The 25767-nt window shown below is 69.8% G+C and carries 25 protein-coding genes and 3 pseudogenes; 19 read left to right on the forward strand and 9 right to left on the reverse strand.

Going from position 1 to position 25767, the window contains the following annotated elements:
* Window positions 1-129 precede the first annotated feature (129 nt).
* From ACZ5WE_RS34620 to ACZ5WE_RS34640, 5 genes and pseudogenes are all read left to right on the forward strand, one after another.
* Window positions 130-664: pseudogene (locus tag ACZ5WE_RS34620) on the forward strand (SDR family oxidoreductase); the annotation flags it as partial.
* 103 nt (window positions 665-767) lie between these two features.
* Window positions 768-950 carry a DUF1272 domain-containing protein gene (locus ACZ5WE_RS34625; RefSeq protein ID WP_467694456.1) on the forward strand — a complete coding sequence of 61 codons (183 nt, stop codon included), beginning with the start codon at window positions 768-770 and terminating at the stop codon, window positions 948-950.
* A gap of 620 nt (window positions 951-1570) precedes the next feature.
* Window positions 1571-2083 (forward strand): transglycosylase SLT domain-containing protein, encoded by a 513-nt coding sequence (locus tag ACZ5WE_RS34630; RefSeq protein ID WP_467694454.1) that lies wholly within the window; start codon window positions 1571-1573, stop codon window positions 2081-2083.
* A 76-nt stretch (window positions 2084-2159) separates the two neighbouring features.
* Window positions 2160-3296 (forward strand): LCP family protein, encoded by a 1137-nt coding sequence (locus tag ACZ5WE_RS34635; RefSeq protein WP_467694453.1) that lies wholly within the window; start codon window positions 2160-2162, stop codon window positions 3294-3296.
* Window positions 3297-3606: 310 nt separating this feature from the next.
* Window positions 3607-3939, forward strand: coding sequence for a hypothetical protein (locus tag ACZ5WE_RS34640; RefSeq protein ID WP_467694451.1), 333 nt, complete (start codon window positions 3607-3609; stop codon window positions 3937-3939).
* A 47-nt stretch (window positions 3940-3986) separates the two neighbouring features.
* Here the strand turns inward: ACZ5WE_RS34640 and ACZ5WE_RS34645 are convergent, their stop codons facing one another.
* Complete coding sequence (locus tag ACZ5WE_RS34645) at window positions 3987-4589, reverse strand: HutD/Ves family protein (protein ID WP_467694449.1); 603 nt, start codon at window positions 4587-4589, stop codon at window positions 3987-3989.
* Window positions 4590-5182: 593 nt separating this feature from the next.
* Between ACZ5WE_RS34645 and ACZ5WE_RS34650 the strand changes: the two genes are divergently transcribed.
* Window positions 5183-5377, forward strand: coding sequence for a hypothetical protein (locus ACZ5WE_RS34650; RefSeq protein WP_467694447.1), 195 nt, complete (start codon window positions 5183-5185; stop codon window positions 5375-5377).
* Window positions 5378-5395: 18 nt separating this feature from the next.
* On the opposite strand, the gene ACZ5WE_RS34655 is transcribed toward ACZ5WE_RS34650, so the two are convergent.
* Both ACZ5WE_RS34655 and ACZ5WE_RS34660 read right to left on the reverse strand, forming a co-directional pair.
* Window positions 5396-5998, reverse strand: a complete 603-nt coding sequence (locus ACZ5WE_RS34655; RefSeq protein ID WP_467694445.1) for a DUF6417 family protein — start codon at window positions 5996-5998, stop codon at window positions 5396-5398.
* Window positions 5999-6104: 106 nt separating this feature from the next.
* Complete coding sequence (locus tag ACZ5WE_RS34660; protein ID WP_467694443.1) at window positions 6105-6935, reverse strand: helix-turn-helix domain-containing protein; 831 nt, start codon at window positions 6933-6935, stop codon at window positions 6105-6107.
* A 102-nt stretch (window positions 6936-7037) separates the two neighbouring features.
* Here ACZ5WE_RS34660 and ACZ5WE_RS34665 point away from each other — a divergent pair, with 102 nt between their 5' ends.
* The 4 genes from ACZ5WE_RS34665 to ACZ5WE_RS34680 all read left to right on the forward strand — a co-directional run bounded on the left by ACZ5WE_RS34665 (window position 7038) and on the right by ACZ5WE_RS34680 (window position 10370).
* Window positions 7038-7841 (forward strand): SDR family oxidoreductase, encoded by an 804-nt coding sequence (locus ACZ5WE_RS34665; protein WP_467694441.1) that lies wholly within the window; start codon window positions 7038-7040, stop codon window positions 7839-7841.
* Between the two features lie 105 nt (window positions 7842-7946).
* Window positions 7947-9356: an SMI1/KNR4 family protein gene (locus tag ACZ5WE_RS34670; protein WP_467694439.1), complete on the forward strand. Its 1410-nt coding sequence runs from the start codon at window positions 7947-7949 to the stop codon at window positions 9354-9356.
* Window positions 9357-9586: 230 nt separating this feature from the next.
* Window positions 9587-9961 carry an ANTAR domain-containing protein gene (locus tag ACZ5WE_RS34675; protein ID WP_467694437.1) on the forward strand — a complete coding sequence of 125 codons (375 nt, stop codon included), beginning with the start codon at window positions 9587-9589 and terminating at the stop codon, window positions 9959-9961.
* Window positions 9962-10061: 100 nt separating this feature from the next.
* The gene (locus ACZ5WE_RS34680) at window positions 10062-10370 is read left to right on the forward strand and encodes a hypothetical protein (protein ID WP_467694435.1); all 309 of its coding nucleotides are present in this window, start codon (window positions 10062-10064) and stop codon (window positions 10368-10370) included.
* On the opposite strand, the gene ACZ5WE_RS34685 is transcribed toward ACZ5WE_RS34680, so the two are convergent.
* Window positions 10354-11415, reverse strand: coding sequence for an Lrp/AsnC family transcriptional regulator (locus tag ACZ5WE_RS34685; RefSeq protein WP_467694433.1), 1062 nt, complete (start codon window positions 11413-11415; stop codon window positions 10354-10356). The genes ACZ5WE_RS34680 and ACZ5WE_RS34685 overlap by 17 nt on opposite strands.
* Before the next feature lie 92 nt (window positions 11416-11507).
* Between ACZ5WE_RS34685 and ACZ5WE_RS34690 the strand changes: the two genes are divergently transcribed.
* The 3 genes from ACZ5WE_RS34690 (at window position 11508) to ACZ5WE_RS34700 (ending at window position 14671) form a co-directional block, all read left to right on the forward strand.
* On the forward strand, window positions 11508-12800 hold the full coding sequence (locus ACZ5WE_RS34690; RefSeq protein ID WP_467694431.1) for a metal-dependent hydrolase family protein: 1293 nt from the start codon (window positions 11508-11510) through the stop codon (window positions 12798-12800).
* Window positions 12797-14392: an AbgT family transporter gene (locus ACZ5WE_RS34695; RefSeq protein ID WP_467694429.1), complete on the forward strand. Its 1596-nt coding sequence runs from the start codon at window positions 12797-12799 to the stop codon at window positions 14390-14392. Before ACZ5WE_RS34690 ends, ACZ5WE_RS34695 begins: the two co-directional genes overlap by 4 nt.
* Before the next feature lie 63 nt (window positions 14393-14455).
* On the forward strand, window positions 14456-14671 hold the full coding sequence (locus ACZ5WE_RS34700; RefSeq protein WP_467694427.1) for a hypothetical protein: 216 nt from the start codon (window positions 14456-14458) through the stop codon (window positions 14669-14671).
* A 42-nt stretch (window positions 14672-14713) separates the two neighbouring features.
* Here ACZ5WE_RS34700 and ACZ5WE_RS34705 read toward each other — a convergent pair whose 3' ends face one another.
* Window positions 14714-15595 carry a LysR family transcriptional regulator gene (locus ACZ5WE_RS34705; protein WP_467694425.1) on the reverse strand — a complete coding sequence of 294 codons (882 nt, stop codon included), beginning with the start codon at window positions 15593-15595 and terminating at the stop codon, window positions 14714-14716.
* Window positions 15596-15688: 93 nt separating this feature from the next.
* Between ACZ5WE_RS34705 and ACZ5WE_RS34710 the strand changes: the two genes are divergently transcribed.
* Window positions 15689-16483, forward strand: a complete 795-nt coding sequence (locus tag ACZ5WE_RS34710; protein ID WP_467694423.1) for a CTP synthase C-terminal region-related (seleno)protein — start codon at window positions 15689-15691, stop codon at window positions 16481-16483.
* Between the two features lie 48 nt (window positions 16484-16531).
* Window positions 16532-17398 carry an LLM class flavin-dependent oxidoreductase gene (locus tag ACZ5WE_RS34715; protein ID WP_467694421.1) on the forward strand — a complete coding sequence of 289 codons (867 nt, stop codon included), beginning with the start codon at window positions 16532-16534 and terminating at the stop codon, window positions 17396-17398.
* 131 nt (window positions 17399-17529) lie between these two features.
* Here ACZ5WE_RS34715 and ACZ5WE_RS34720 read toward each other — a convergent pair whose 3' ends face one another.
* On the reverse strand, window positions 17530-18156 hold the full coding sequence (locus ACZ5WE_RS34720) for a maleylpyruvate isomerase family mycothiol-dependent enzyme (RefSeq protein WP_467694419.1): 627 nt from the start codon (window positions 18154-18156) through the stop codon (window positions 17530-17532).
* Between the two features lie 135 nt (window positions 18157-18291).
* Here ACZ5WE_RS34720 and ACZ5WE_RS34725 point away from each other — a divergent pair.
* Together ACZ5WE_RS34725 and ACZ5WE_RS34730 are read left to right on the forward strand one after the other, a co-directional pair.
* Window positions 18292-18408 (forward strand): annotated as a pseudogene (locus tag ACZ5WE_RS34725) (NUDIX hydrolase); the annotation flags it as partial.
* Between the two features lie 110 nt (window positions 18409-18518).
* Window positions 18519-19464: pseudogene (locus ACZ5WE_RS34730) on the forward strand (epimerase).
* Window positions 19465-19490: 26 nt separating this feature from the next.
* Here ACZ5WE_RS34730 and ACZ5WE_RS34735 read toward each other — a convergent pair.
* Both ACZ5WE_RS34735 and ACZ5WE_RS34740 read right to left on the reverse strand, forming a co-directional pair.
* Complete coding sequence (locus ACZ5WE_RS34735) at window positions 19491-20147, reverse strand: hypothetical protein (protein WP_467694417.1); 657 nt, start codon at window positions 20145-20147, stop codon at window positions 19491-19493.
* A 253-nt stretch (window positions 20148-20400) separates the two neighbouring features.
* Window positions 20401-21585 carry a MalY/PatB family protein gene (locus ACZ5WE_RS34740; protein ID WP_467694415.1) on the reverse strand — a complete coding sequence of 395 codons (1185 nt, stop codon included), beginning with the start codon at window positions 21583-21585 and terminating at the stop codon, window positions 20401-20403.
* Between the two features lie 242 nt (window positions 21586-21827).
* Between ACZ5WE_RS34740 and ACZ5WE_RS34745 the strand changes: the two genes are divergently transcribed.
* The gene (locus ACZ5WE_RS34745) at window positions 21828-22415 is read left to right on the forward strand and encodes an MSMEG_1061 family FMN-dependent PPOX-type flavoprotein (protein ID WP_467694413.1); all 588 of its coding nucleotides are present in this window, start codon (window positions 21828-21830) and stop codon (window positions 22413-22415) included.
* Window positions 22416-22428: 13 nt separating this feature from the next.
* Here the strand turns inward: ACZ5WE_RS34745 and ACZ5WE_RS34750 are convergent, their stop codons facing one another.
* The gene (locus ACZ5WE_RS34750; protein WP_467694411.1) at window positions 22429-22857 is read right to left on the reverse strand and encodes a peptidase inhibitor family I36 protein; all 429 of its coding nucleotides are present in this window, start codon (window positions 22855-22857) and stop codon (window positions 22429-22431) included.
* A 294-nt stretch (window positions 22858-23151) separates the two neighbouring features.
* Here ACZ5WE_RS34750 and ACZ5WE_RS34755 point away from each other — a divergent pair, with 294 nt between their 5' ends.
* Window positions 23152-25581, forward strand: a complete 2430-nt coding sequence (locus ACZ5WE_RS34755) for an RICIN domain-containing protein (protein ID WP_467694409.1) — start codon at window positions 23152-23154, stop codon at window positions 25579-25581.
* Window positions 25582-25767: the final 186 nt, after the last annotated feature.

Consider the following 25767-nt stretch of genomic DNA (forward strand, 5'->3'; position numbering starts at 1 on the left):
GACGTCATCACCAGCGGCTCCGCGCTCGGCTTCTCAGCCCGGAGCCGTTCGCTGCGTTGAGCCACGTTCCGATGGCCGGCAGAGCCTGCGGGCGGCTGTCCTGTCCACCGAGCCGACCAGATCGGCGACTTCTTCCGCACCACCATGGGGCACCTGCGAGACGCGGGGGAGCGTGCGGGCGTCCGCCATCAGGTCATTCTCTCCATCGTCGGCGTCGACCAGGTGCCGCAGCTGGACTGACTACCGCGCGAAGGCCCTCCAGGAGGACCTGCTGCGGCAGGGGCCCGCCGCGTACTCGATCGTGCGCGCCACTCAGTTCTTCGAGTTCATGGACGCGGCCATGTCCTGGACCGCCGACGACCGGACCGTGCGGCTGCCCGCCACGCGCCTTCAGCCCATCGCGACAGCCGAGGTGGTCGAGGCCCTCGCCGACGTCGCCACCGCCGAGCCCCTCAACGGCACGCTCGACGTCGCAGGGCCCGATGTCTTCCCACTCGGCGACCTCGGCCGTCTGACGCTGTCGGCCCGGAAGGACCCCCGCACCGTCGTCACCGATGAGAAGGCGGGCATGTTCGCGGCGGTCGTCGGTGACGTACTCGTCGCGGGACCTGGCGCGTGTGTCGCCCCCACCCACTACGAGGACTGGCTCGGCGCTTCTCGCTAGCCGCCACCCGGCGGTGCGGTCCTCCCGCGTACCCTTCCACGCAGACAGCAGACAGCAGACAGCAGACAGCAGACAGCGGTCGGCCAGGTGCGGGGGAGACGTCATGGCGTTGGAAATGCGTGATCGGTGCGAGCGCTGCGAAAGCGCGGCTCTGCCGTGGGACGCGCCCGCCAAGATCTGTTCCTACGAGTGCACGTTCTGCGAACCGTGCGCCGAGGCCATGCGGGACGTCTGCCCCAACTGCGGCGGACAGCTTGTCAGCCGCCCCGCTCGCGCCCGGCCCTGACCGCGCCCCGGGGGCTACCGGTCAGGCGATGAACAGCGTCAGCGCCGTCACCACGCCGAGCGGCCCCACGTAGGCCCAGGCGTAGATGCGGGCGGGGACCCCTGATCCCGCCCGCCATCCGGCGTTTCCGCTCCGAGGCCGGCGAGAGCCCCGCCGCCTGGCGGAGCCGTGCCCCACCTGCTCGCGGCCGTCCCGCTGCCGCGTACGTCCCAGTCCCGCTTCGCCGCGAGGGCCGCAAAACGCGGCTGACGTGCACGTTCACCGAGCACGTCAGCCGGGCGGCGGTGACGAGCCGGGTTGTCTGCCCCCGAGATGCCATTTCCAAGCTCCGCGTTCCGGCCAAACACCGCCGTGGCTGTGAGCCCACCCATAGGAGCCACGTCACATGCTAACGGCGGTAGTAGTCCCGCCGGGGCTCCCACGGAGGGCCGTGGGCCCGTTGCGAGGCGTCTGACCAGGGGCCTCCTGCGTACCGGGGTAGTACGTCACATCATTGCGTCCTGCTCCTGCCACCGCTAACCCTTGCTGAAGTTCCGGAGAGGCCGGGATCGATCGGGTGAAATCGCCCGCCTCGACCCAGCCACTCCCCAACAGACTTCGCATTGGAGAGTTACCCCCGCATGGCCATTACTCAGACGCAGACCAAGCCCGGCCGCACCACCCGACTGCGCAAGATCTCCGTCGCCGGTATCGCCACCGCCGGTGCAGCCGCCGCCGCCCTCACGCTGGTGCCCTCGCAGGCCCACGCTGCCGAGCCGGCCGCTGCGAGCAAGAACGTCTCTCAGGCCGCCACGAAGGCCGAGAAGAACTACCCCGACAACCTCGACGGCTGGATCAAGGAGTCCCTGGACATCATGAAGTCCAAGGGCATCCCCGGTTCCTACGAGGGTCTGCACCGCAACATCATGCGCGAGTCCGCCGGTGACCCGAACGCCCAGAACGGCTGGGACGTGAACGCCCAGAACGGCACCCCGTCCAAGGGTCTGCTCCAGGTCATCCAGCCCACCTTCGACGCGTACCACGTGTCGGGCACCCCCGATAACCTGACCGACCCGGTCGCCAACATCACCGCGGCCGCCAACTACGCCGCCGACAAGTACGGCTCGATCGACAACGTCGACTCCGCGTACTGAGCCACGGGCAGACCAACCCACAGAGTCACCGGTCGACCAGCCCACTGAGCCACCGGTCAAAGAGAAGGGGCAGCGCATGCCGCACGAGAGCAGCAACGAGCAGCAGGCGCACATGGCCGAAGGCCCCGCGGTGCCCGGATACGGGCCCCCGCGGGTACGGGGATCCCGGCGCAAGCCGAAGAAGAAGACCCTGCGGTACATCACGTGGGGCGCGCTGGGAGTGTTCCTGATCGGCGGAGGAGGTGCCGCCTACGCCTGGCAGCACCTCAACGGCAACATCCAGGGCACGGACATGAACGCCGTCCTCGGGAAGGACCGGCCCAGCGAGCAGAAGGACGGCTCGATGAACATCCTCCTGCTCGGGTCCGACTCCCGGGCGGGAACCCACGGCCACTACGGCAGCGGCATCAGTGGTGCCCGCGCCGACACGGCGATGGTCCTGCACGTCGACAAGACCCACAAGAAGGCTTCGGTCGTCAGCATTCCGCGCGACACGATGGTCGAGCGGCCCCAGTGCGCGAAGCCGCACGGCGGCAAGGCGGCCGGCGCGCAGCGGGCCATGTTCAACTCGTCCTACCAAGTGGGTGGACCGGCGTGCACCGTGAAGACGGTCGAGAAGATGTCGGGCGTCCGCATGGACCACTACCTCGAAGTCGACTTCAAGGGATTCCAGAAGCTCATCGACGAGCTCGGCGGCGTGGACATCACCACCCGCAAGGCGATCCACGACCCCAACAGCGGTCTCGCCCTGAGCGAAGGCAAGCACACGCTCAAGGGCAAGCAGGCACTGGAGCTCGTCCGCACCCGGCACGGCGTGGGTGACGGGAGCGACCTGGGCCGCATCCAGCTCCAGCAGGCGTTCATCAAGGCGCTGATCCACCGCGCCGACACGGTCGATCCGCTGGGCAGCCCCGCCAAGTCCTACGACCTGGCGGACACCGCGACCAAGACCATCAGCGCGGACTCCGAGCTGGCGTCCGCGGACAAGCTCCTCGGCCTGGGCAAGGAGCTGAAGGACATCAGCCCCGACCGCACCAACATGGTCACGATGCCGGTCACCTACGACTCCCAGGACTCGGGGCGGGTCCTGCCGCTGAAGAAGGCTTCGCACAAGGTGTGGAGCGCTCTGCGTGACGACCGGCCCATCCCGAAGTCCGCGACGCAGGACTCGGTGGGCGACCAGGCCGACTCGCCGGTGTCCGCGGGCTCCTGAGCCGGCCGCAGCAGGTGCAGCAGGTTCGGAGCCGGCGTGACATGTACGGGCGTGTTGTGGCCCTGTCGGTCAGGACCCTTCCGGGAGTAGGCTGTTGACCCAGTCCGTGGAATGACCGCTCGCCGTCAGCGCGGCAGCGGCGTACCGGCGACCTCTCGGGCTCGAAGAGCGGCCCCCACCGCCAGCGGCTGCAACTGCGGGGCTGTGCCCCCGCCACCTGGCACTGTGAAGACGCGCCGCTTTCTCCGAGGCCACCCACCTCCTTTGAGCTCCGCTCCTTCTCGACGGTGCACGGCATCCGGGACCTGCTATGCGCGGCTACTTCGCCGACGACCTGCTGCTCATCGTGCCATCGACCGCCGCCGCGGACGTGTGTCTGTTCGGAGAGGTGCTCGGCGCGCACAAGGGCGCGCTGGCCATGGCGCTGAACGCACAGCGCCACACCACACAAGAGATCACCATCGACCTGACCGGTGTCCACTACCTGGCCAACAGCGCATTGGAGATCCTCGTGGCCCTCGCCAAGAACCTCCAGCCACCCCAGTGTCTGCTCGTCCGGGCCGCCTCCGCGCTGGCGCTTGGGGAAAGACTCACCGCAGGCGGATGGGACGACATCGAAACCCTGAGACTCATCGACGGATAGCGGATAGCGGATAGCGGGTAGCGGAGAGTCAGACGTCGGTCGTGTTGTCAGCTCGCCGCGGTGATCCTGATTTCGGCCACTGTGCCGTCACCCCGGAGAGCCAGCCGCCCAGGGCCCTCATGGTGGACGCAGTCGAGGCGGCCGATGGCGGTTTCCCGTCCGTCCGGTCCGCCTACGGCGATTCCCTCGGTGGTGGCCATGACGAGCAGGGTCTCGCCCGCGTCGCACGCCATGTCCGCACTCTGAGCGGCGGTGACGGCGACCATCCGCACGTGTGCCGCCGCGCGGCCCCTGCGGGTCATCACATTCATGTCGCGCACCGCACCCGCCTCAAGACGACAGTCCGTCGCCGCGTCACCGGAGAAGGCGAACGGGCTCAAGGGCTCCACCAGTTGGGGGGTTCCGTCCACGCTCAGCACCATGCCTTCGCCCTCGACCAGGGTGATCACGCGGTCGATCCCGGGAAAGGAGGAGAAGGCTCCCGCCGCGTCCACGTCCGCGATACTCACCCGCCAGTCGAAGCCGTCCGCCGGCTCCGCCGGGGTCAGGGGCGCTTGCACGACGCCCGACGCGACCTCCCGTGTCACACCGCCGCCGTTCTTCCACGGCATGCTGCGGTACGCGCTCCAGCGCAGAACCTCTCCGCCCATCCGACACCGCCTCCTTCTTCCGAGTCCCGGGCCAGCGTACGTGGATGAAACCGGCGCTTGATCGATAGGGTGCGAGGACGTGTCCAGACCGAGGAACTGGAGGCGCCGTCATGGCCGTTGAATGGGTTCGGCTCACGCTCGACCTGGATGCGTTCGACGACGCACGCTTCGAGCCCTGTCTCGGAAGCTGCCGCCGGGCGGTATGGAGTTCACGACGATGGCAGCGGTCCGCCCCGAAGGGCACGCCTTCAGCGAGATGACCGGCCTGCCGGCCAGCCACCGGGGCAGGGGAATGGCATGAACCGCAGGCTCGGCTTCGTCGACGACGAGCCACGAGCCGCGACCACATAAGGGCCTGACACCTCAGCCGCCGCTCGCGCTCGCGGGCCGCGTGATGGGTGCGGCAGGCTTTCCCCTCCCGCCGGTCGATGTCGACACGGTGACTCCGACCCTCGATCGGATCATCGACCAGCTTTCCCCGGACACCGGCCGAGTCCTCACGGCAATGTCGGACGGGGAACTCGTGGGCTGGCTCAACGTCCGCCGTGACCGGTTCGAGCTGGTCGCGCACTGGGGCACCCTTCATCACGCTCATGAACGAGGTGCGGAAGGTCGCCAGGGACGAGATGGGGCCGGAGCAGCTTCGGCTTGCTGCCCGCGGTGATGTTGGACTGGACGGCTTCTACGGGCGGCTGGGCTGGAAGGACGTCGGCCGGTGGCCGGGCGCCCTGCGGCTTGCCCCGGACGATGACCGCGACGAGATCCTCATGGCTCTCGCCCCCCTCTGAGCTTCCGCCGTCCAGCGGTCAGCCGACCTCGCCGGGCTCCGGCGCAGGGACGTGGCGGAGGGGCGGTGGCGCGTAACTCACCCCGTAGACACGGGCGAACCGGTTGGCGGGGGCCGCTGATCCGGCGAGCCGCTCGAGGAAGAACGCGCGTGCCATCGATCGCATCTGCTCACCGCTCACATACACGACCCACCTGTTGGACGCGGCGTCGAAGCGGGCCGCCTCCACGGCCGACTCCAGCCCCGACGCGGGCTCATGGCGCAGTCGGCCGCGCAGCTCGACGAATCGTCTCAGGGCGTCCAAATCCGAGCGGCGCAAGCCCACTTGCTGCAGTCCCTGCGCCGGCTCATCGACGGTCGGCACAGCGGCCCGCGCCTGTGCGTAGAGGAGCGTGTCCCATCCGTCGGCCGTCAGCTGTACCGCCCACGGCCCCGGCTCGCCGGCCTGCGCGGAGAGCTCCGCCTGTTCCTCGCGGGGCGCCACCCGAGCGAGCCCGAGCTTCACCAGGGGGCTGGTGGTGCGTTCATCAAGGCCGGGCCCTGCCATGGCCCACCCCTCGGTGGTGCGCTGCACGTCAGCCACCCGTTGCAGCAGCGCCACATGCCCAGCCGAGCGCCGCATCCCTGCCCCTCCCGCCGAACAGTGCGTTGCCGCGACGCTAGCGTGCATCCCCGCCCGAAGGGGCGCTGTTGAGGTGGACTCCCTCCGAATTGGTGCGTACGGCGGCTCAAGGCTCCCTACGCGAGGTCGCGGCCAGCGTGCCGAGGAGCGCGAGCGCCTCGCTACTGGGGGAGGCCGGCTCCGCGTGGTAGACGACGAGTTCCTGGCCGGGGACCGACCTGACGTCGAAGGTCTGCATGGTCAGCGTCAAGGGACCGACCTCGCGATGATCGAAGCGCTTGCTCTCCAGCGCCTTGCCCCGGGCGTCGTGGCGGGCCCACAGATCGGCGAACTCCGGGCTCCGCTCCAGCAGTTCGCCGAGCACCTGTCGTACCCGCGGGTCATCGGGCGCCGCGCCGTGGCCGAGCCGGAAACCGGCCACGGAGTTGCGCGCGACGTCGTACCAGTCGCGGTAGAAGGTACGCGCGGAGGAGCCGGTGAACACGACATGCATGAGGTTGCGCGAGTGCGTCCAGCCGAGGAAGAGGGCGTCGGCGATCGCGTTCGAGGCGAGGACGTCGTACGCGCGGTTGTGGACGACGGCGGGGTTGTGCGGCCAGGCGTCCATGAGGGACAGCAGGCTCGGCTCGACCCGGTCCGGCACGGCCGCGGCCCTGGCGCGCGGGCCGATTCCGGCGAGCCGGAACAGGTGCAGCCGACCGTCCTCGTCCAGCCGCAGGGCAGTGGCCAGTGCGTCGAGCACCTGCGTGGAGGGCGTGCGCTCCCGGCCCTGCTCCAGGCGTACGTAGTAGTCGGCGCTGACCCCGGCGAGCAGGGCCACCTCCTCGCGCCGCAGCCCCGTCACCCGGCGGCGCCCCGTGGTGGGGAGGTTCACCTCGAGGGGGGTGACGTGGGCGCGACGGGCGGTGAGGTAGGCGCCGAGCTCTGAGCGTGCCATGCCCACATGTTAGGTCCGGGACCGCCGCGCTTCCTGGGTGCGCTGCACCCAGGAGAACTCCGCCTCTCCCGCGGGCGCTCCGGCCGGGCCAGCCTCAAGGACATGACCACACAACAACCGGAACACGCAGCACAGCAAACCGATTACGCCGCGCCCACCGACCGGCCCACCGACCGCAAGGTCGTCCTCGTCACCGGCGCCAGCAGTGGTATCGGGGCGGCCGTCGCCGCACGTCTCCTGGCCGAGGGACACGTCGTGGTGGCCGGTGCGCGCCGCACCGACCGCCTGCGAGCACTGGTGGAGAGCACGGCCGAGGCCGCTGCCCGCTCCGGCGGCAGCTTGCATTCCGCGCGCCTGGATGTGACCGACCGCGCGGACGTCGCGGCCTTCGTCCGTGCCGCCCGCGACCGGCACGGCCGGGTCGACGTCCTCGTCGCCAACGCCGGCATCATGCCCCTCTCACGGCTGGATTCCCTGCTCGTCGACGAGTGGGACCGGATGATCGACGTGAACGTCCGCGGCCTGCTGTACGGGATCGCCGCGACGCTGCCCGTGTTCGCCGCGCAGGGCTCGGGACACTTCGTCACGGTCGCGAGCATCGGCGCCCACGAGGTCGTGCCCACCGGCGCCGTCTACTGCGGCACGAAGTACGCGGCCTGGGCGATCACCGAGGGCCTGCGCCAGGAGGTGGACCCCTCGATCCGGGTCACCACCGTCTCGCCCGGCGTGGTCGACTCCGAGCTCGCCGACACCATCACCGAGGCCGGTGCCGCCGAGGCGATGCGTTCCTACCGGGCCCACGCGATCGGGCCCGACGCCATCGCGGGCGCCGTCTCGTACGCTCTCGCGCAGCCTGCCGACATCGACGTCAACGAAATCGTCGTACGACCGGCCCGCCAGCGCTGAACCCAGCGCTGAACCCAGCGCTGAACCCAGCAATGCGCCTTCGAGGTCCCGTCCTCGGCGTCCGCATCTGCCTGCGTTGTCAGTGCCTGCCCGTACGGTCGTCGCATGGTTGATCAGAATCCTTCTGTGCCCTCGGTGCGCGAATTCGCCACCTGGGAGCCCGTGTTGCGACTCTTTCGGGCCGACGGGGTGCCGGAGCAGCCTGAGCAGTCTGCCTCGTCCATCCGCGTGGCGGGACGGATCGGCCGGCAGAGTTGGAGTCTGCCCCTGCGGCGGCGGTCGAGGACGGCCGGTCGGGCCCTCCGGGTCGAGGACACGCGGGAGGAGACGGAGGCGGTTGAGCGGGTACAGCGCGCACTCGCGGACGCCGGCGTCGACACCGTCTCCTTCAACGGGAGGATAGCGCCGGACGGGAAGGCCACGCTCCGTCTGCTCGGGCCAAGCCCCGCCGTGGAGTCCGGCATCGGCAACCCGCACCCGGGGACGCTCCTCCTGGTGGAGGGAGCCATTCCGCAGCCCTGGCGCTGTCTTCCCGATCCGGTGCCCGGAGCGGCGGCGGCTCCTTCGGCGGATCCGGCGTTGCTGGAGCGGACGCTCCGTGAGCGGTTGCCCGACGCCGTCGGCGCGACCGAGACGGAGATCGCCGCAGCGGAATCGCGCCTTGGCGTTTCCCTGCCGGAGGAGCTCAAGGTGCTCTACCGCGTGATGCGAGCACCGTGGGAGGGCCTGGGTGACGACGGTGAGGCCGCGGAGCGTGCATGCATGGCGGTCGGCTGCGAGCTGTTCGCCCTGGACGAGCTGTACGTCGCCGACGTGTCGTCCCGCCCGTGCTCTTGGGAGTTCGCGGCGAAGGAAGCGGTCGTCACCCCGCCGGAGGCCGCTGTGCAGGGCCTGGTCGGCTCGCCCGGCTGGATCGCCTTCGGGGACAACGGCGGTGGCGACCGGCTGGCGGTAGATCTGACACCCGGTCCGAGCGGACACGCGGGACAGATCATCATCCTCAGCCACGAGGAGAACATCGGAGCCTCCCTCGTCGCCGACTCCCTCACCGACCTGGTGATGGACCATCGCAAGAGACGCTACGGCTCAGGAGGTGACCTGCCGCCTGCCGTGGCTCATGTCAACATCCGAAGCCTGCCGGGCATCGAGGCCGCCGTACACCCCGGCCTGGAAGTCCTGTCCATCGGCCTCTGGGACGCTGAGCCCCTCAGTCTCGCCCCGGCCGCCGAGCTGCCCCGCCTGAGGACGCTTGCCGCCTACCCCGGCACGCTCGCCGACCCTCTGGAGATCGCCGAGCTCACGAAGTTGGAATTCCTGGACATCGGCCCGGCCGACTGGCGCGTCCTCCTCGACGCGGGAGCCGTCCCCCGCAGCCTGTTGGCCGCCGCCATCAAGGTGCGAGACGACCAGGACCTGCTGCCCGTCGTGGCCATCGCCAACGAAATCCTGGCCCTGTGGGACCGACCCCAGATCATCCAGACCCGCATCGAGGGCGAACTCGGCCCCACGTCCTAGCCGGGGAGCCCGCGCCTGTTTGAGATCAATGCAGGTGGCTACCCGATCGCTGCGTAAGCACAGCGCTGTGCGACGTAGGCGCCGGTTGGTTGGGACAGACAGCCACCGGCGCTGCCGCACGCACAGAATCACAAACTATGGCCATAGATGTGGGGAATCTGGGATGCTCGGCTCATCAGCGCCTCTGCCGGCCCGACAGAGGCAGCCCGAGTAGACGAGAGGCAGAGCAGGTGGCTTCCTCACCCGACTCTCTCAACACATCGGCACTGAACCCTCGTTGCGATCCCGAGCAGCAGGCCCCCGACGGCGATTGTGCGGATGAGGTCGCCGAGATCGAGGCGCTGCGCACAGAGATCAACGATCTCCATCGCGCCATGGAGTCCCATCCGTCCATAGACCAGGCGCGGGGCATGCTGATGACGTTGGGGCCGTGTACTGCGGATGAGGCGTGGAAGATCCTGGTCGAGGTGTCGCAACACTCCAACACCAAACTGCGCTCGGTGGCGGAGGAGTTGATCGCAACGACCGAGGGCGAGCCGTTGCCCAGCCCGGTCCGCGCGGCTCTCAGCGAGGCACTGAGGAAGCGGCAAGCGGCTACGGGCTGATCGAGGCCCGGGCGAGGGTGAGCTGCGCGAGGTGCCCCCGGCCCGAGCACAGCCGCCGTCGGTTACTGTCCCGGGTAGATGATCACGGGGGGCGGAAGTCATGATCGGTCGGTGGTACACCGCGTTCGGCGTCAACCTGCTGCTCGGCGTCCCCGCCATCGTTCCGATCTGGATGCTCTACTACGTCGGAGCGACCTGGGTGCAACCCGCGCCCGAAGAGAACGACGGTTTCGGCGTCGTCCTCGTAGCCCTCGGACTTCCCGCCGCCAGTTGTGGCTTCCTCTGGTGGATCGCCAACCGCCCCCTTGCCCGTCGGACTCAGCTCCTCCCGATCCAGTACTGGGCGCTCGGTCTCCTCGGCACTTTCGCTCCCTTTGCCGCGCTCGTCTGCGTCAATCCCAGTAATTGAGGGGCGCGGGCCCCACACTGTGCCCCCGGCGGTCAAGCACACGCCCCACATGCTTGATCGTGCGCAGCACCACGGCACGTTCGGTGATGCGCAGATCCAGGTGTGCGAGGCGGCTGTTGAGCAGCGCCTCGGTCGTGTGGACCTCCGAGAGTGCCGGCAGCCAGATGTCGAGCACCAGATTGTGCGCGCCCGCCGTGATGCTGCACATGCGCAGGCCTGGCAGGGTGCGCAGCGCGCTCACCGTCTCCTCGAGATGCTGGGCGGGCACCGAGCCGAAGTAGACGACCGACACCGGGAACCCGGTCAGTGGCCTGGCCAGCGCGCAGCGCAGCGACAGCCGCCCGGTCCCGGTCAGGACGCGCAGTCGGCGCCGAACGGTCGCGGCGGAGGCGCCGACGGTCTTGGCCAGCTCCGTCAGGGGCATCCGGCCGTCGGCGCCGAGTGCGAGGGCGATGTGGCGGTCGATGGGCCGTAGCGGTTCGTCGGGCACCGCGGGCCGCTCGACGGTCAGGGCGCTCCGCTGCTGCCGGGTGAGGCTGCGCAGCCGCCAGGAAGCTCCCTCGAAGGGCGCCGCGGTGATGACATGGCTGCGTACGGCGCGAACGTCGGGCAGCTGCGACACCCGGTCGCCGGAGAGCCGGGCGAGGCCGTCGAGGTCGGCGGCACCGACGATCGCGAGCAGATCACGCCCGCCCGAGGTCTGCTTGAGACTCAATACATGGGGATCGCGGGCGAGTTGCCCGATGGTGTCCTCGCTCAGGCGTCCGTCCATGTCGATCTCGACCTGGGCGTAGACGCCCTCGTCGTGGCCGGGCGACAAATAGCCGTCGACCCAGGCCACGCCCGCGCGCACCATGCGGTCCCAGCGGCGCGCGACCGTCACGGCGTCGACCTCCAGGACCTCACCCATCCGCACCCAGGGCACCCGCGGCTGGATCTGGAGGGCGTGCACGATGGCCAGATCCAGCTCGTCCAGAACGTGCGCTCGCTGCGACTCCACGAGGCCTGTGTCGGTGGGGTGAGTGCCCGTGAGGTGCGCGTCCATGAGGTGTGCCGAATCCTGCGTCGATGACGTTCTGGTGAAGGATTCCGGCGATTTTACACAGTCGTGATTCCTGATACCGAGGATCGTCGGCCATGAGCCACGAACAGTTCTCCTCTCTGCGCATCATCCGAGCCCGCCTCGTCGACGGCACCGGCGCGGCGCCCGTCACCGACGCCGTCATCGACATCGACGAGGACGGCACGATCGTTCACGCCGGACCGGCCGCGACAGCGCCGGAGGCGCCCGCCAGGTCCCGCACCGTGGACGCGGCAGGACGCACGGTCCTGCCGGGCTTCATCGACACCCACGTCCATCTCGCCATCGAATCGCCCCGGCAGATGGTCCGCCGCCACGAGACCGACCCGACCGTGGAGACGTTCCGCACCGCCGAGCGGCTGCGCATCACCCTGGAAGCGGGGATCACCACCGCCCGCGACCTCGGCGGTCTGCCGGCCGGCTACCGGGACGCGGTGGCCGCGGGACTCACCACAGGGCCTCGGCTGCACACGGCGGTCCGCATCCTCAGTCACACCGGCGGCCACGCCGACTTCCGCTCGGAGTGCGGCTTCGACCCCAGCGCCGGAGTGGGCGAGATCGCCGACACTCCGGACGAGGTACGGGTCGCGGTGCGGCGCCTGCTCCGCTCCGGCGCCGACGTGATCAAGGTCTGCGCGACCGGCGGCATGAGCAGCCCCTACGACCAGCCCGACGACGAGGGCCTGACCGTCGAGGAGATCCGCACGGTCGTCGACGAGGTGGCCCGGCACGGCGGCCGGCCGGTGGCGGCCCACGCCCAGGGCACCGCGGGCATCATCAACGCGATCCGCGGCGGCGTGAGCAGCGTCGAGCACGGCTACGGCCTCACCGCGCAGGCACGCGAACTGGCAGGGGAGCGGGGCACGTTCGTGGTGCCTACCCTGTCGACGGTGTTCGACGGCATCGACCGCTCGACCATGGAGCCCTTCCACTACGAGAAGAAGGTCCGCTGGTCCGGAATCACCCGGGAGAACATCGCGGCGGCCATCTCCGACGGCGTACGCATCGCGATGGGCACCGACGCGGCGATGGTGCCGCACGGCCGCAACCTGCGCGAGCTCTCCCATCTCGTGGCCCTGGGCATGACCCCGGAACAGGCCATCGAGACGGGCACCCGCAGCGCAGCCGAACTCCTCGGCCTCTCCGCGGAGATCGGCACACTCGAGCAGGGCAAACACGGTGACCTGGTGATGTGCGACGGCGATCCGCTCACGGACATCTCGGTGCTCGCCGACCCGGCCCGCATCGTGCTCGTCGCCCAGCGCGGCGCCGTACGCAAGGACTCGCTCGGCCTGGCGCTAACCTCCCCCGTGGCGAGCGGCACGCCATCGCAAGGAGCCGCCGGATGAGCACCTCGGCCACCACCGCGAAGACGCCGGCCGGTGGGCCCCCGCCCCGGTCCATGCTCGACAAGGTCCTGAACGGCATCGAGCGCGCGGGCAACAAGCTGCCGCACCCGGTGCTGCTCTTCCTCGGCCTGTTCCTGATCATCGGCACGGTCTCGACGGTTCTCGCGGCCACCGACACCACCGTCACGGTGCCGGGCGAGGACAAGACACTCGCGGTCAAGGGCCTGTTCAGCGGCGAGGGCGTGCGCTGGCTGCTCGAGAACTTCATCCCGAACTTCACCGGCTTCCCTTCGCTGGGCACCGTCCTGCTGATGATGGCCGCGGTCGGCGTGGCCGAGAAGACGGGCCTGCTCGAGACGGCCGTACGCGCCTCCATCGCTCGGGCCCCCAGGCGGCTGCTGCCCTACCTGGTCGCCTTCGTGTCCTGCCAGGCGCACCTGATGAGCGACGTGGCGATCCTGGTGATTCCGCCGCTTGCCGCACTCGCCTTCAAGAACGCGGGCCGCAACCCGATCGCGGGCCTCATCGGTGGCTTCGCCTGCGTCTGCGCGGGCTACGCGGCGGGTTTCTCCATCGGCGCGCTCGACGCGCTCTACACCGGCATCACGCACCAGGCCGCGGCAGTCGTGCCGGGCGGGGAGAGCGCCCCCACGCACATCCTCATCAACTACTTCTACACAGCCGCTGCCAGCTGCGTGCTCGCCCTGATCGGCGGCTTCCTGATCTCCCGCGTCCTCGAACCCCGGCTGCCCCGGCCGGACCCGGACGCCGACCCGGAGAGGGAGGGAAGCGAGGGCGCGGTCACCACACAACCCACCGTCACGGTCACCGTCACCGCCAGGCAGCGCACGGGCCTGCTGCGCTCGGGCCTCGCCGTCCTGCTCTACGCGGCCGTCGTGGTCACCTGCTGGCTGCTGCCGGGCTCACCGTTGCGCGGCGAGGGAGGCGCGTTGGTCCCCTCGCCGGTCCTCGACGGCATCGTGCCGCTGCTGTTCGTCGCGTTCGTCCTGGCAGGCGTCGTCCACGGCCGTACTGTCGGCACGCTCAAGCACGCCGATGACGCGCCCCGCATGATGGCCGAGTCGATCACCGGAATGTCCGGCTACATCGTGCTGATCCTGGTGATATCCCAGGTCATCGGAGTCTTCGACTGGTCCAACGTCGGCACCCTGCTCGCGGTGAACGGCGCCAACCTCCTGGATTCCGCGGGTCTGACGGGCTTCACGGGTCTGGTCCTTTTCGTCCTCCTGGTCTGCGTCCTGAATTTGTTCGTCACCTCGGGCTCGGCCCTGTGGTCCCTGGTCGCGCCGGTCTTCGTTCCGGCGTTCATGCTCATCGGCATGGAACCCGCCGTCACCCAGGCGGCGTTCCGGATCGGCGACTCCGCGACCCAGATGATCACGCCGCTCAATCCGTACGTCTTCCTGATGCTGACGATCCTGCGCCGCTACGAACCCGGAGCGCAGCTCGGCACGGTCCTGTCCCGGCTCTCGGTGTTCGTGGTCCCGTTCCTGATCGCCTGGCTCGCGGTCCTCGGCCTCTTCTACGGCCTCGGCCTGCCCCTGGGTCCGGGGGCGGACATCCACCGATGACCCTGGGCTACTTTGCGGCGTGACGGGTCATCAGAATTCCTCGACTGGGAGGACGAGGCCCTGGTGGCACAGCTGACCGAGGGAGGGTTCCTGTCGCAGCCGGACGCGCCGGGAACAGTCGCGACGGACGAGCAGGTGCCCGGATTCGTCTACACCGGTGAGGAGGTGACCGACGTAGCCTTTCTCAGGTTCCTCGAGGCTGATCTCGGGGACCACATCGCCTGGGAGGACACCCTGGCGCCACTGCCCACCGCCGCGTCCGCACAGGCCTTCGCCTGAGCTCCCCCCGTTTCTCTCGTTCAGGCGGGGCCGCAGTATCGGTCAGCTGCCGAGGAGGGTGACCAACTCGGGGACAGGTGCGGCGGGATGGGTCGGGTGCAGCGCTTCGGTGCGGTGGACGAGGCGGGGCACGGACAGGGGGACGGCGGCCGTCCCCGGCAGTTCGGCGGCTGTGGCGAGCGGGAGTACCGCCAGGCCGTGGCCGCCGGCGACGAGGGAACCCACCCCCCTGACGTCTGTTCCGCGGTAGGTGATCTGTGGGCGGAAGCCGTCGGTGTGTGCGGCGGCGCGGAGTTGGGTCAGGGGTACCGCCGTATCGGGTGCGTCCAGCCAGTGCGCGTCGGTGAGGTCCAGCAGTTGGAGGGTGCTCCGGCGTGCCAGTGGATGGTCGGCCGGGAGCAAGGCCGCCAGGGGCTGTTCGGCGACGGCGGTGGTCGTCAGAGGGCCCGGGTCGGACAGCGGCAGGGGATCGGTCGGCGCCGCTGCCCCGTCCACCAGAGCGAGGTCGGCGTCCCCGGCCATGACGGCACTCACCACCGCCTCCCGCCCCAGCACGTCGAGCGATACCGCGAGGCCGGGGGCGAGACGGCGGATCCGGGCGAGGGCCTTCGCCAGGGCGGGAGTCAGCGCGAGAGGGGTCGCCGCGACGGTCAGCTGTGTGGAGCGCGTGGCGTGGAGCCGGGCGATGTCGGCGCGGGCCGCGTCCAGGCGCAGCAGCAGGGGCCGGGCATGTTCCATGAGACGCTCGCCCGCCTCGGTGGGCCCCACCGGTCGGCGATGCACGAGCTGCGGGCCGAGGTCGGCTTCGAGTGTGGCGATGTGCTGCGAGACGGCGGACTGGGTGTAGCCCAGTTCCTGGGCGGCAGCGGAGAAGGAGCGGTTGCCGACGACGGAGACGAAGGTCCGCAGGAGGTGTGGGTCCATGGGCATCAGTATCGCCCGTGCATCAGTAACGCTAATGCGCGGTGCATCAATCATCGTTGGACGCGATGTGGTGGCGCCGCTGACGATGGCCGCATGACTCCCACCGCACGTATCGCACTGGTCGCGGACCGCTCCGACCACGTCCGCTCCCACACCCGTGTCCCCGCCCTCCTTGAGGCCCTGCGCGCCCGCGAAGGCCTCAGCCTGGACGCGTACTGGATTCCCACCCAGGAGGCCGAGTCCGGCGTCGAAGGCTTCGACGCCGTCTGGGTCCTGCCCGGCAGCCCCTACCGCAGCGAAGCCGGGGCGCTCGCCGCCATCCGCACGGCCCGGGAACAGCGCATCCCCTTCCTGGGGACCTGTGGCGGCTTTCAGTACCTGCTTCTTGAGTACGCCCGGTCGGTGTGCGGTCTCAGTGACGCGGTCCATGCCGAGAACATCCCGCAAAGGGCTCCCGAGAAGACCACCTTGGACAACGGCGGCAGCCGGAATGCCGGGGGAGGGGAGGAGGTGCTCGTCCCGCTGGCCTGCTCCCTCGTCGGCCACGAGGGCGCGATCGTCCTCGAGGCGGACTCCCGGGCGGCCCAGCTCATCGGTGCCCAGCGGACGGTGGAGCGCTACCACTGCAACTACGGCCCGAACCCCGCCTACGTGGAACGGCTGCGTACCCACGGACTCGACTTCACCGGCACCGACGAGAGCGGTGACATCCGCGTCGCCGAACTGCGCGATCACCCCTTCTTCCTGGCCACGCTGTTCCAGCCCGAACTGCACGGCGACGGCACCCGCCCCCACCCGCTGATCACCGGTCTGGCGCAGGCCGCGGTGCAACATGCGGCAGGCGGGCCCGCCGCCCCCGATGACGTGGTCGCACCGGCGCTCCACTGAGCCGGGTTTGCGGTTGCCGAGCCCGGTGCCGTGCAGCAGGATGCGGGGATGCGTTACTCGGTCAACATTCCGAACTTCGGTGACTTCGCAGACCCGAGGACCGTGGCGAAGCTGGCCGTCGCGGCGGAACAAGCAGGGTGGGACGGGATATTCGTCTGGGACCACGTGCTGCACCGCAAGCACGCGGGCAGGCCCTTCGGGGACCCCTGGATGCTGCTGACAGCCGCCGCGCTCGCCACCTCCCGGATCAGGCTGGGCACGCTGGTCACCCCGGTAGCCCGGCGGCGCCCGCAGCAGCTCGCCCGGCAGGTGGCGACCCTGGACGTCCTGAGTGGCGGCCGGGTCACCTTCGGCGCGGGGCTCGGCGGGCCCATCGAGGACGAGTACGCGAGTTTCGGCGATGCCACCGACCCGAAGGTGCTGGCCGAGCGGCTGGACGAGGGGTTGGACCTGTTGCAGCGCTACTGGTCGGGCGAGCCGGTGGACCACGACGGGCAGCACTACCAGGCACGGGACGTGACCTTGCTGCCGGCCACGGAGCAGCGCCCTCGGCCGCCGATCTGGGTCGCCGGCTTCTGGCCGAACCGCCCGCCCATGCGCCGGGCCGCCCGCTGGGACGGCGCGGTCCCGCTGTTCACCGACGCCGAACACGGACACGTGCCGCCGATCGACCAGGTCCACGACTTGGTGGCCTATCTGAGAACGCAGCGCGAGGACCGCTCGGACGCCCCCTTCGAGATCGTCCTCGGCGGTGCGACGCCGGGCGGCGACACGGCCGGGACCCGCGACCTGATCGGCCCGTTGGCCGACGCGGGAGTCACGTGGTGGGACGAGCGGCAGATCCAGACCAGCGAAGGGCTCGACCGGCTCGCACCGGTGCTGCGCCGCGTGGAGCAGGGCCCGCCGGTCTTGTAGGACCAGGCCGGGGGCGGCGTCACCTGAGCCTTCGGGCATACAGGTGGTGTACCTCCGGGAAGAGCCGCACCCGTCGACGGAAGAGGCACGCCCGCCGAACGAAGAGCCGCACCCGTCGACCCGCGGGGACGTCAGGCAGCCGCCCGCAGCGTGACCAATCCCGGTCCGTCCAGCTCGTCCAGTCCGGCCCGGCGTCCGGAGATGGCCAGCAGCAGGGAGAGCGCGGTTCCGCGTACGTGCGGGCCCTCCCCGATGGACAAGGCGGCGTCTGTCGGGGCCAGTCGGATACCGGCCACCTTCTCCTTGGCTCCGCCGAAGGACGTCGAGGTGCGAGCCTGCAGGCGGAGTGATCTGACAACGGCCTCTGGCTGATAGGAGTGGGTGAGCCCCAAAGGGCGCCGAATGTCCTCGCCGTGTATGACCTCCTCGACGAGCCGGGTGTCGAGGGGCGCCGGAGGAGCCGACGTCCGCGAAGCCACCCGGCGCAGGCGCTCCAATGTCTCCTGCGGTGAGGCTCCGCGCTCGCGCTCCACGCCGCGTGCGTTCTGGCGGTCGAAGTCGAAACGCGCCCGGATCATGGCGCTCACGAAGCCGAGGCGCGTGGCGCGAGCCGTGTCGATCAGATGGGCGACCACATCGTGCACGGTCCACCCCGGGCACAGCGACGGGTGCTCCCACTGCTTGTCATCGAGGTGCGTGAGGTCCTCGATCAGCGCCGCACGCTCCGCGTGGACCAGCGACCAGACATCATCGTTCACGGCTGTTCCTCTGCTCGACCCCAGCGCTTGTCAAGGGGAGACTCACGGCGCGGCAGGAACTCATCGCGGGGGTGGGCGAACCACCGGGGCGGGCCGATTCGCGTGCGCATATCCTCGAGGTGATTCCCGCGGGCGATCCCGGATGTCGCCTGCCTGCGCCGGTCATCGTTGGTCGACGCCGGCCTCGCCCTGGCACAGACCCGTCCGGCAACCGGCCGTGGCGCTCCGGTTCCGGTCGGCGGTCTGATCCAGCTGAAGTACCTGAAGTGCCTGAAGCACCTGCAGTCCCTGGCCTGCCCGCGTGCAACCACCGTTGATCCAAGTGCAGTTGGCGCCGTGGGCGTCGACGAGAGGGGACCCTGATGAAGGTAGTGCTGGCCGGAGGTACCGGGCAGGTCGGAGCCGTCCTGGAGCGTGCGATGACCGCCGCCGGGCACGACGTGGTCGTCCTGACCAGGAACCCCGTACGTACCCGTCAAGTTGCTTGGGACGGCAGGACATTGGGCCCCTGGGCCGCGGAGATCGACGGCAGTGACGTCGTGATCAACCTCGCGGGCCGCAGCGTGAGCTGCCGCTACACCGAGGCGAATCTGCGGGACATGATGGACTCCCGGGTCCAGTCCGCCGAGGCCGTCGGCGAGGCCATCGCCGCCGCGGCGAAACCGCCGGTGCTCTGGCTCCAGATGAGCACCGCCACGATCTACGCGCACCGGTTCGACGCACCCAACGACGAGGCGACGGGTGTCATCGGTGGTACGGAAGACCGGGGTTCCGGACTACTGGGAGTACAGCGTCCGGATCGCCAGGAACTGGGAACACGCCCAGCAGGAAGCCGCCACCCCGCACACCCGCAAGGTCGCTCTGCGCGCGGCCATGGTGATGAACCCCGACCGTGGCGGTGTCTTCGACGTCCTGCTGCGGATGGTCAGGCTGGGCCTCGGCGGGCCGGTCGCGGGCGGAGCGCAGTATCTGTCCTGGATCCACGACCGGGATTTCGTGCGCGCGGTGGAGTTCCTGATCGCCCGCGACGACATCGCGGGGCCGGTGAACCTCGCCGCTCCCGGACCGCTCCCACACCGCGTGTTCATGCGCGAACTGCGCGCCGCGGCAGGTGTCCGAGTGGGGCTCCCCGCCACCAAGTGGATGGCGGAGACAGGTGCCTTCGCGCTCCGTACGGACACGGAGCTGCTCCTCAAGAGCCGCCGCGTCGTCCCGGGCCGCCTGCTCGAAGAGGGCTTCGTCTTCGAGCACGAGGCCTGGCGGGACGCAGCGACTGATCTCGTACGGCGCGCACAGAGCCGCCGCTGAGCGGGAGCGGTCACCTCCGAGCGGATTCAGCCGGCGGCGCTCTCCGACTGCGGCGCGGCGGCCGGCTCCGCCGGGGCGGCTGCGGTGTAGAAGACGGAGGAACCCTGCTTGGTGCGGTGCGCCCGGCCCTTGGCGACCAAGCCCTCCACGGTGGTGCGCACGACAGTGGTCTTGATGGTGCGGTCCGGGCGGTCCTGGGAGAGTGCGCTGGTGATCTCGGCGGCCGAGCGAGGCTCGTTCTGCCGGCCGAGGTGGCTGTCGATCAGCTCGACCAGCGTCGGCCCCGCCGTCTGCGCGGCAGGCTTTTTCGCGGCGCCCTTGGGAGCACTCTTGGCTGCCTTGTCCTTGTCCTTGTCCTTGCTCCTGGTGGCAGCGGGCTTCTTCGTTCGGGCCGCACCGGAAGTGTTCGCACTTGCCCGAGGGGCGGGTACTGCCTTCTTGCCGGTTGACGCGCGGCTCGACGCCTTCTTGGTGGTGGCCGCCGGAGCCCCGGGGGAGCCCAGTGCCTGCTGCATGCTCAGCAACAGCGCGTGGTCGTTCTCCAGTGCCTGCAACTGCTCCTGCAGCGCTGCCACCTCGGCCCCGACGCGCTCCTGCTCCTTGCGGTTGTTCTCGAGGTCGGCGGCTACGCGGGCGGCGTACTCGGCCTGCACACCGGCAGTTTCCGGCTGAACGTCTGACATGACAGTGACCTTTTCGTGAGCGCACGCGGTCGTGCGGGTGGTGGGACGTGCTCACGACTGAGCACTCCTGAGGGAGGGCGCACCTGATGCGCCCGTGAGTGTTGGCTGCCCAACCTGCAACAGCAGTAACTCATGTGTGGGCAGTGAAGGCTACGTGCTGGCGACCGCCGGCGAATGCACACAGTGGAAACTGACCCTCACCTCCAGCTGGTGTCGATCTCACGTTCGAAAGTGACTGACTCTGCGCCCGCCGTCAGGCGACGGCCGAACCCATCCGCCGGACTGCCTCGGTGAGCGTCTTCGGCGACGCGGCCAGGTTGAGACGGACGAAGCCCTCCCCGCCGGTTCCAAAGGTGCTCCCCGAGCTCAGAGCGACGCGGCCCCGCCGCAAGAAGACCTCGGCCGGGTCGCCGCCCAGGCCCAGTTGCCGGCAGTCCAGCCATGCCAGGAAGGTGCCCTGCGCGGGTGTGTAGCCAATGGCAGGCAGGTGCTCGGCGAGCAGAGCCGCCAGCAGTCGGCGGTTGTCGTCGAGGCCGTCGAGCAGCGCGTCGAGCCAGTCACCCCCGTCCCTCAGGGCCGCCGTATGAGCGATGACGCCGAGATGGCTGGGGCCGTGGCTGACCTCTTCGGGCATGCGGGCGAGGTCGTCGGCTGCATCGGGTCCCGCGATGGCGAGGGCGGCCTTGAGCCCTGCCAGGTTCCAGGCCTTCGACGCCGACATCAGCGACAGTCCGTTCTCCGCTCCTGGCACGCTGAGGAAGGGGACGAACGATGCGCCCGACGCCACGATCGGGGCGTGGATCTCGTCCACCACGACGCGTACGCCGTGCTCCCGCGCCAGGTGCGCGATCCGCGTCAACTCGGTGGCGGTGTGCACGGTCCCGGTCGGGTTGTGCGGGCTGCACAGCAGATACACCGGCCTGGCGGCACCTCGTGCCGCACGTCGGAACACATCCTCCAGGACGGCGAAGTCGATCCGCAGGTCCGGCCCGAGCGGTGCCTCGACGACGGGTCGGTCCAGGTGGCCGACGAACTGGTAGAAGGGCGGGTAGACAGGAGAGTTGACGATCACGGGCTCGCCGGGCGCGGAGACCAGCTTGAGCATCTCGACGATGCCGAGCATCACGTCGGGCACGATCGCCGTGCGTGCGACGGCGAGCCCGTCCCAGCTCCACCGCTTACGGGCGAACTCCGCCAGTGCCTCGGCATAGGCCGTTCCGGCGGGATAGCCGGTATCACCGAGCGCCACGGCATCGGTGATCGCCGCGGCGACCGGCTCTGCCAGCGGGACGTCCATCTCGGCCACCCACAGCGGCAGTACGTCGTGCGGGTAGGCCCGCCACTTCATGCTCGTACGCCGCCGCAGTTGTTCCAGCGAGAGCCGACTCAGCGGATTCGTGCCGTCCGGCACGGCGAGGTCACGCGACTCGTTTTCCATACGTCAAAAGTAGGCAGGCGCGAGCGGTTTCCTGCCCACTTCGACGCGATCAGTTCAGCGACGACATCCCTGCGGGGCCGGAGCCGGAGCCGGAGTCGGAGGGAGTCGGAGTCGGAGTCGGAAACTACTCATGCTCCGCACAGGGGGTACTTCCAGCTGCTGTTTCGCGCTCCAGTAAGGTGAGCCTAACTTACTGGCTCGCCAGTCAGTTCGCCCTACTCGCCGACCTTCGAGGAACGCCCGTGCCCGACGCCGCGACCCCCGCCACCTTTCCGCCCTCGGGCGGTAGCGTCACGGCGCCGCACACCTGGCAGGAACTCCGCTCGGGCGACGAGCTGACCCGGCTGCTCGGCGAACCGCACCCGATCGTCATCGACAAGGTCCACGACGAACTGACAAAGGACGATCTGGGGATCCTGGCCCGCTCCCCGTTCTGTGTCGTCTCCACTTCGGATGCGGAAGGGAACTGCGACACGTCCCCGCGAGGCGACGCACCGGGCTTTGCCCACGCCCTCGACGCGCACACAGTCGCCCTGCCCGACCGCCCCGGCAACCGGCGCGGCGACAGCTTCCGCAACATCCTCCAGAACCCTCACGTGGGACTGCTCCACCTGGTGCCCGGCAGCGCCGACATCCTGCGCATCAACGGCCGGGCCCGGATCCTGACGGACGCCCCCTTCTTCGACTCGATGACAGTCAAGGGTCAGCGGCCCCAACTGGCGCTCGTCGTCGAGATAGACGAGATATTCCGGCACTGCTCACAGTCACTGCGGCGCGGCGGCCTCTGGCATCCGGAGACATGGCCGCAGGACAGCACGCCCCGTCCTTGAGTGCGGCGGTCAGTCACAGGCCGCCCTCGCCGGGCGGCGTGCCACAGCTCGGTCCGCCCGGCCCGTCGAATTGCACCGAGCTCAAGAAGTCCCGGTACGCGGGGAAGAAGTTGCCCTTGCCCGTCGGGCCCGATGAGGTCACGACCGTACAGCCGGAGTAATGCGGATCGGACCAGAGGTAGATGGTCGAAGGCGTCCGGTTCCAGTCCGACTTGGCCCGGTCGTCCATGCCGAGCGCAGCGAGATCCGGGGTGTTCCCCCGGAGTCTGATCATGTCGCCGGTTCCGTCGAGCCCCGAGAACATGCAGTAGTAGCCGTCGGGACACCGGTCGTACCCATCGGCTGCGTGCGCCGTGGAGACCGGCACTCCGGTGGCGGCCGCGGCTGCCACCGTCACGAGCAGCACGGACAGCTTCTTCCTCATGGTGATTGCCCTGCGCATACCGATCCGCCTTCGTCGTCAGGGCCCGCAAGTCCGCGATGTGCGGACACCACCACAGCGGTGCGCAGGCCGTTGCCACGTGAGGCTCACTGCCCTCTTCGGTGATCGGCTATACCTCCCTCTGGACAATGCCGTCACTCGGTGCTGGGATGCCAACTGCTCCAACAGACCCGACAGCACCAACTGCCTCTGTCTCGCACGTTATCGAGATCACGTACACCACGGTTTTCCAACGTTGTAAAGCGCCCTGTGCGGCAGCCACCAGCGAACACGGACAACGACGGGACGGTACTCATGACGCAGCTCGGCCGACGCCACTTCCTCCTGCGCTCAGGCGCCCTCACCCTCGGCGCAGCCGGCGGGACGGCCGCCGTCAGCGGCCCTGCCGCCCAGGCGGCGACCCCCGCGCGCGGCGGTCTGTACGGCCCGAACGCCGCGCCGCTGGCCCCCACCGCGTTCCAGAAGCTGCCGGTGGGCAGCGTCACCGCGCGCGGTTGGCTGCGCGGACAGTTCGACCTCCTGCTCGGCGGCCTGTTCGGGCGGTACGCGGAGATCTCGCACTTCCTCGCGTTCGACGACTCGGGCTGGGTGCACCCGGACAAGGCAGGGTGGGAGGAAGTGACGTACTGGCTGCGCGGATACGTCGACCTCGCCGCCCTCACCGGGGACCGCACCGCCCTGGCGGAGAGCGGCCGGTGGATCGACGCGATCATCGCCACCCAGGAAGCCGATGGGTTCTTCGGCCCGAGACGGCTGCGCACCCAGCTGAACGGCGGCCCGGACTTCTGGCCCTACCTGCCGCTCCTTCAAGCGCTCCGCTCGCACGAGGAGTTCACCGGGGACCAGCGGATCGTGCCGTTCATGCTGCGCTTCATGCGCTTCATGAACGCGCAGGGCCCCGGCGCCTTCGACTCCAGCTGGGTCTCCAAGCGATGGGGCGACGGGCTCGACGTCGTCTTCTGGGTCTACAACCGCACGCAGGAGGGCTTTCTGCTCGGACTCGCCGACAAGATGCACACCCACGGCGTGGACTGGGCCGGCGGCATCGCCGACTGGCACAACGTCAATGTGGCGCAGGGCTTCCGCGAGCCCGCACAGTACGCCCTGCGCTCCGGCAAGGCGGCCCACACCCGGGCTACGTACCGCAACTACGCGACCGCGATCGGGACGTACGGACAGTTCCCCGGCGGCGGCTTCGCGGGCGACGAGAACGCGCGCCCCGGCTTCGGCGACCCCCGTCAGGGCTTCGAGACCTGCGGGATCGTCGAGTTCATGGCCAGCCACGAACTCCTCACCCGCATCACCGGGGACCCGGTCTGGGCCGACCTGTGCGAAGAGCTGGCGTTCAACATGCTGCCCGCGGCGACCGACCCCGCCGGGTCGGGTATCCACTACGTCACCAGTGCCAACAGCGTCGACCTCGACAACACCCGCAAGACCCAGGGGCAGTTCCAGAACGGGTTCGCGATGCAGGCCTTCCAGCCCGGCGTCGACCAGTACCGCTGCTGCCCGCACAACTACGGCATGGGCTGGCCGTACTTCACTGAGGAGCTGTGGCTCGCGACTCCGGACCGCGGCCTGGCCGCCGCGATGTACGCGCCGTGCCGGGTCACCGCGAAAGTCGGGGACGGCACCTCCGTCACGATCACCGAGGACACCGACTACCCCTTCAAAGAGAGCGTCACCCTCACCCTGGACCTGGCCAAGCCGGTGCGCTTCCCGCTCCGGCTGCGCATACCCGGCTGGTGCGACAGGCCCCAACTCTCCGTCAACGGCCGCCGGTTGCCGTCCCCGGAAGGCCCGGCCTTCGCGGAGGTCGAGCGAACCTGGCGCAAGGGGGACCGCGTCACGTTGCGGCTGCCGCAGCGCACCACCGTGCGTGCCTGGAGGAGCGGAGCGGTCAGCGTCGACCACGGCCCCCTGACGTACTCCCTGCGGATCGGCGAGTCCTACGAGCGGTACGCGGGCACGGAAGACTTCCCGCACCAGGCAGTGCGCGCGACCACCCCGTGGAACTACGCGCTCGCCCCCGACCCGGTGGACGACCTGTCCTTCACCGCCGATCCCGGACCGCTGACCGGCGACCCCTTCACGCACGAGGGCGCTCCGGTACGCATCCGTGCTCGCGCTCGGCGCCTGGAGGAGTGGGTCGCGGACGACGAGCACGTGGTGGCACCCCTCCAGCGAAGCCCGGCCCGTGCCACCGGCGAGCAAGAGGAGGTGACGCTCATTCCGATGGGCGCGGCACGGCTGCGCGTCACCGCGTTCCCCACGGCGGCTCCCGACGGCCGCCCCTGGACGCCCGAGTCGCCCTACCGCCGGATCGAGAACCGGCACAGCGGCAAGGTCCTCGCGGTCGACGGTATGTCCCTGGATGACGGCGGACGCGTGGTCCAGTTCGACAACTCCGGTACGGGCGACCACGCGTGGCAGCTCATCGACCGAGGCGAGGGCTGGTGCACCCTGCGCAACGGATACAGCGGCAAAGTACTCGGCATCGAAGGAGCGTCAACGGCCGACTCGGCCAAGGCCGTGCAGTTCACCGATAACGGAGCCGCCCATCTGCGCTGGCAGAAGGTCGACAAGGGGGACGGCTGGTTCCTGCTCCGCAACCGGCACAGCGGCAAAGTCCTCGGGGTGGACGGCATGTCGACGGCCAACAGCGCACAGGTCGTGCAGTTCGACGACAACGGCACGGCGGACCATCTGTGGCGGCTGACCTGATGCTCCTCATTGCCTGACACCAGACCGCGGGGGGGGGGGGGGGGGGGGGGGGGGGGGGGGGGGGGGGGGGGGGGGGGGGGGGTGGGGGGGGGGGGGGGGGGGGGGGAGGGGGTGGGGGGGGGGGGGGGGGGGAAGGGGGGGGAGGTTCTGGCGCCGATGCCGGTCCGGACCATGCCAGGTGTGGGC

The organism is Streptomyces sp. NPDC033180 (genome assembly GCF_055577645.1).

Bases quoted from the DNA above. Each gene is read 5' to 3' on its own strand.
- ACZ5WE_RS34630 (WP_467694454.1), top strand. From the start codon at position 1,571: ATGGCCATTACTCAGACGCAGACCAAGCCCGGCCGCACCACCCGACTG.
- ACZ5WE_RS34710 (WP_467694423.1), top strand. From the start codon at position 15,689: ATGACTCCCACCGCACGTATCGCACTGGTCGCGGACCGCTCCGACCAC.
- ACZ5WE_RS34625 (WP_467694456.1), top strand. From the start codon at position 768: ATGGCGTTGGAAATGCGTGATCGGTGCGAGCGCTGCGAAAGCGCGGCT.
- ACZ5WE_RS34640 (WP_467694451.1), top strand. From the start codon at position 3,607: ATGCGCGGCTACTTCGCCGACGACCTGCTGCTCATCGTGCCATCGACC.
- ACZ5WE_RS34655 (WP_467694445.1), bottom strand. From the start codon at position 5,998: ATGCGGCGCTCGGCTGGGCATGTGGCGCTGCTGCAACGGGTGGCTGAC.
- ACZ5WE_RS34740 (WP_467694415.1), bottom strand. From the start codon at position 21,585: ATGGAAAACGAGTCGCGTGACCTCGCCGTGCCGGACGGCACGAATCCG.
- ACZ5WE_RS34690 (WP_467694431.1), top strand. From the start codon at position 11,508: ATGAGCCACGAACAGTTCTCCTCTCTGCGCATCATCCGAGCCCGCCTC.
- ACZ5WE_RS34645 (WP_467694449.1), bottom strand. From the start codon at position 4,589: ATGGGCGGAGAGGTTCTGCGCTGGAGCGCGTACCGCAGCATGCCGTGG.
- ACZ5WE_RS34660 (WP_467694443.1), bottom strand. From the start codon at position 6,935: ATGGCACGCTCAGAGCTCGGCGCCTACCTCACCGCCCGTCGCGCCCAC.
- ACZ5WE_RS34735 (WP_467694417.1), bottom strand. From the start codon at position 20,147: ATGTCAGACGTTCAGCCGGAAACTGCCGGTGTGCAGGCCGAGTACGCC.
- ACZ5WE_RS34650 (WP_467694447.1), top strand. From the start codon at position 5,183: ATGAACGAGGTGCGGAAGGTCGCCAGGGACGAGATGGGGCCGGAGCAG.
- ACZ5WE_RS34695 (WP_467694429.1), top strand. From the start codon at position 12,797: ATGAGCACCTCGGCCACCACCGCGAAGACGCCGGCCGGTGGGCCCCCG.
- ACZ5WE_RS34635 (WP_467694453.1), top strand. From the start codon at position 2,160: ATGCCGCACGAGAGCAGCAACGAGCAGCAGGCGCACATGGCCGAAGGC.
- ACZ5WE_RS34665 (WP_467694441.1), top strand. From the start codon at position 7,038: ATGACCACACAACAACCGGAACACGCAGCACAGCAAACCGATTACGCC.
- ACZ5WE_RS34715 (WP_467694421.1), top strand. From the start codon at position 16,532: ATGCGTTACTCGGTCAACATTCCGAACTTCGGTGACTTCGCAGACCCG.
- ACZ5WE_RS34685 (WP_467694433.1), bottom strand. From the start codon at position 11,415: ATGGACGCGCACCTCACGGGCACTCACCCCACCGACACAGGCCTCGTG.
- ACZ5WE_RS34705 (WP_467694425.1), bottom strand. From the start codon at position 15,595: ATGGACCCACACCTCCTGCGGACCTTCGTCTCCGTCGTCGGCAACCGC.
- ACZ5WE_RS34755 (WP_467694409.1), top strand. From the start codon at position 23,152: ATGACGCAGCTCGGCCGACGCCACTTCCTCCTGCGCTCAGGCGCCCTC.
- ACZ5WE_RS34750 (WP_467694411.1), bottom strand. From the start codon at position 22,857: ATGCGCAGGGCAATCACCATGAGGAAGAAGCTGTCCGTGCTGCTCGTG.
- ACZ5WE_RS34670 (WP_467694439.1), top strand. From the start codon at position 7,947: ATGGTTGATCAGAATCCTTCTGTGCCCTCGGTGCGCGAATTCGCCACC.
- ACZ5WE_RS34680 (WP_467694435.1), top strand. From the start codon at position 10,062: ATGATCGGTCGGTGGTACACCGCGTTCGGCGTCAACCTGCTGCTCGGC.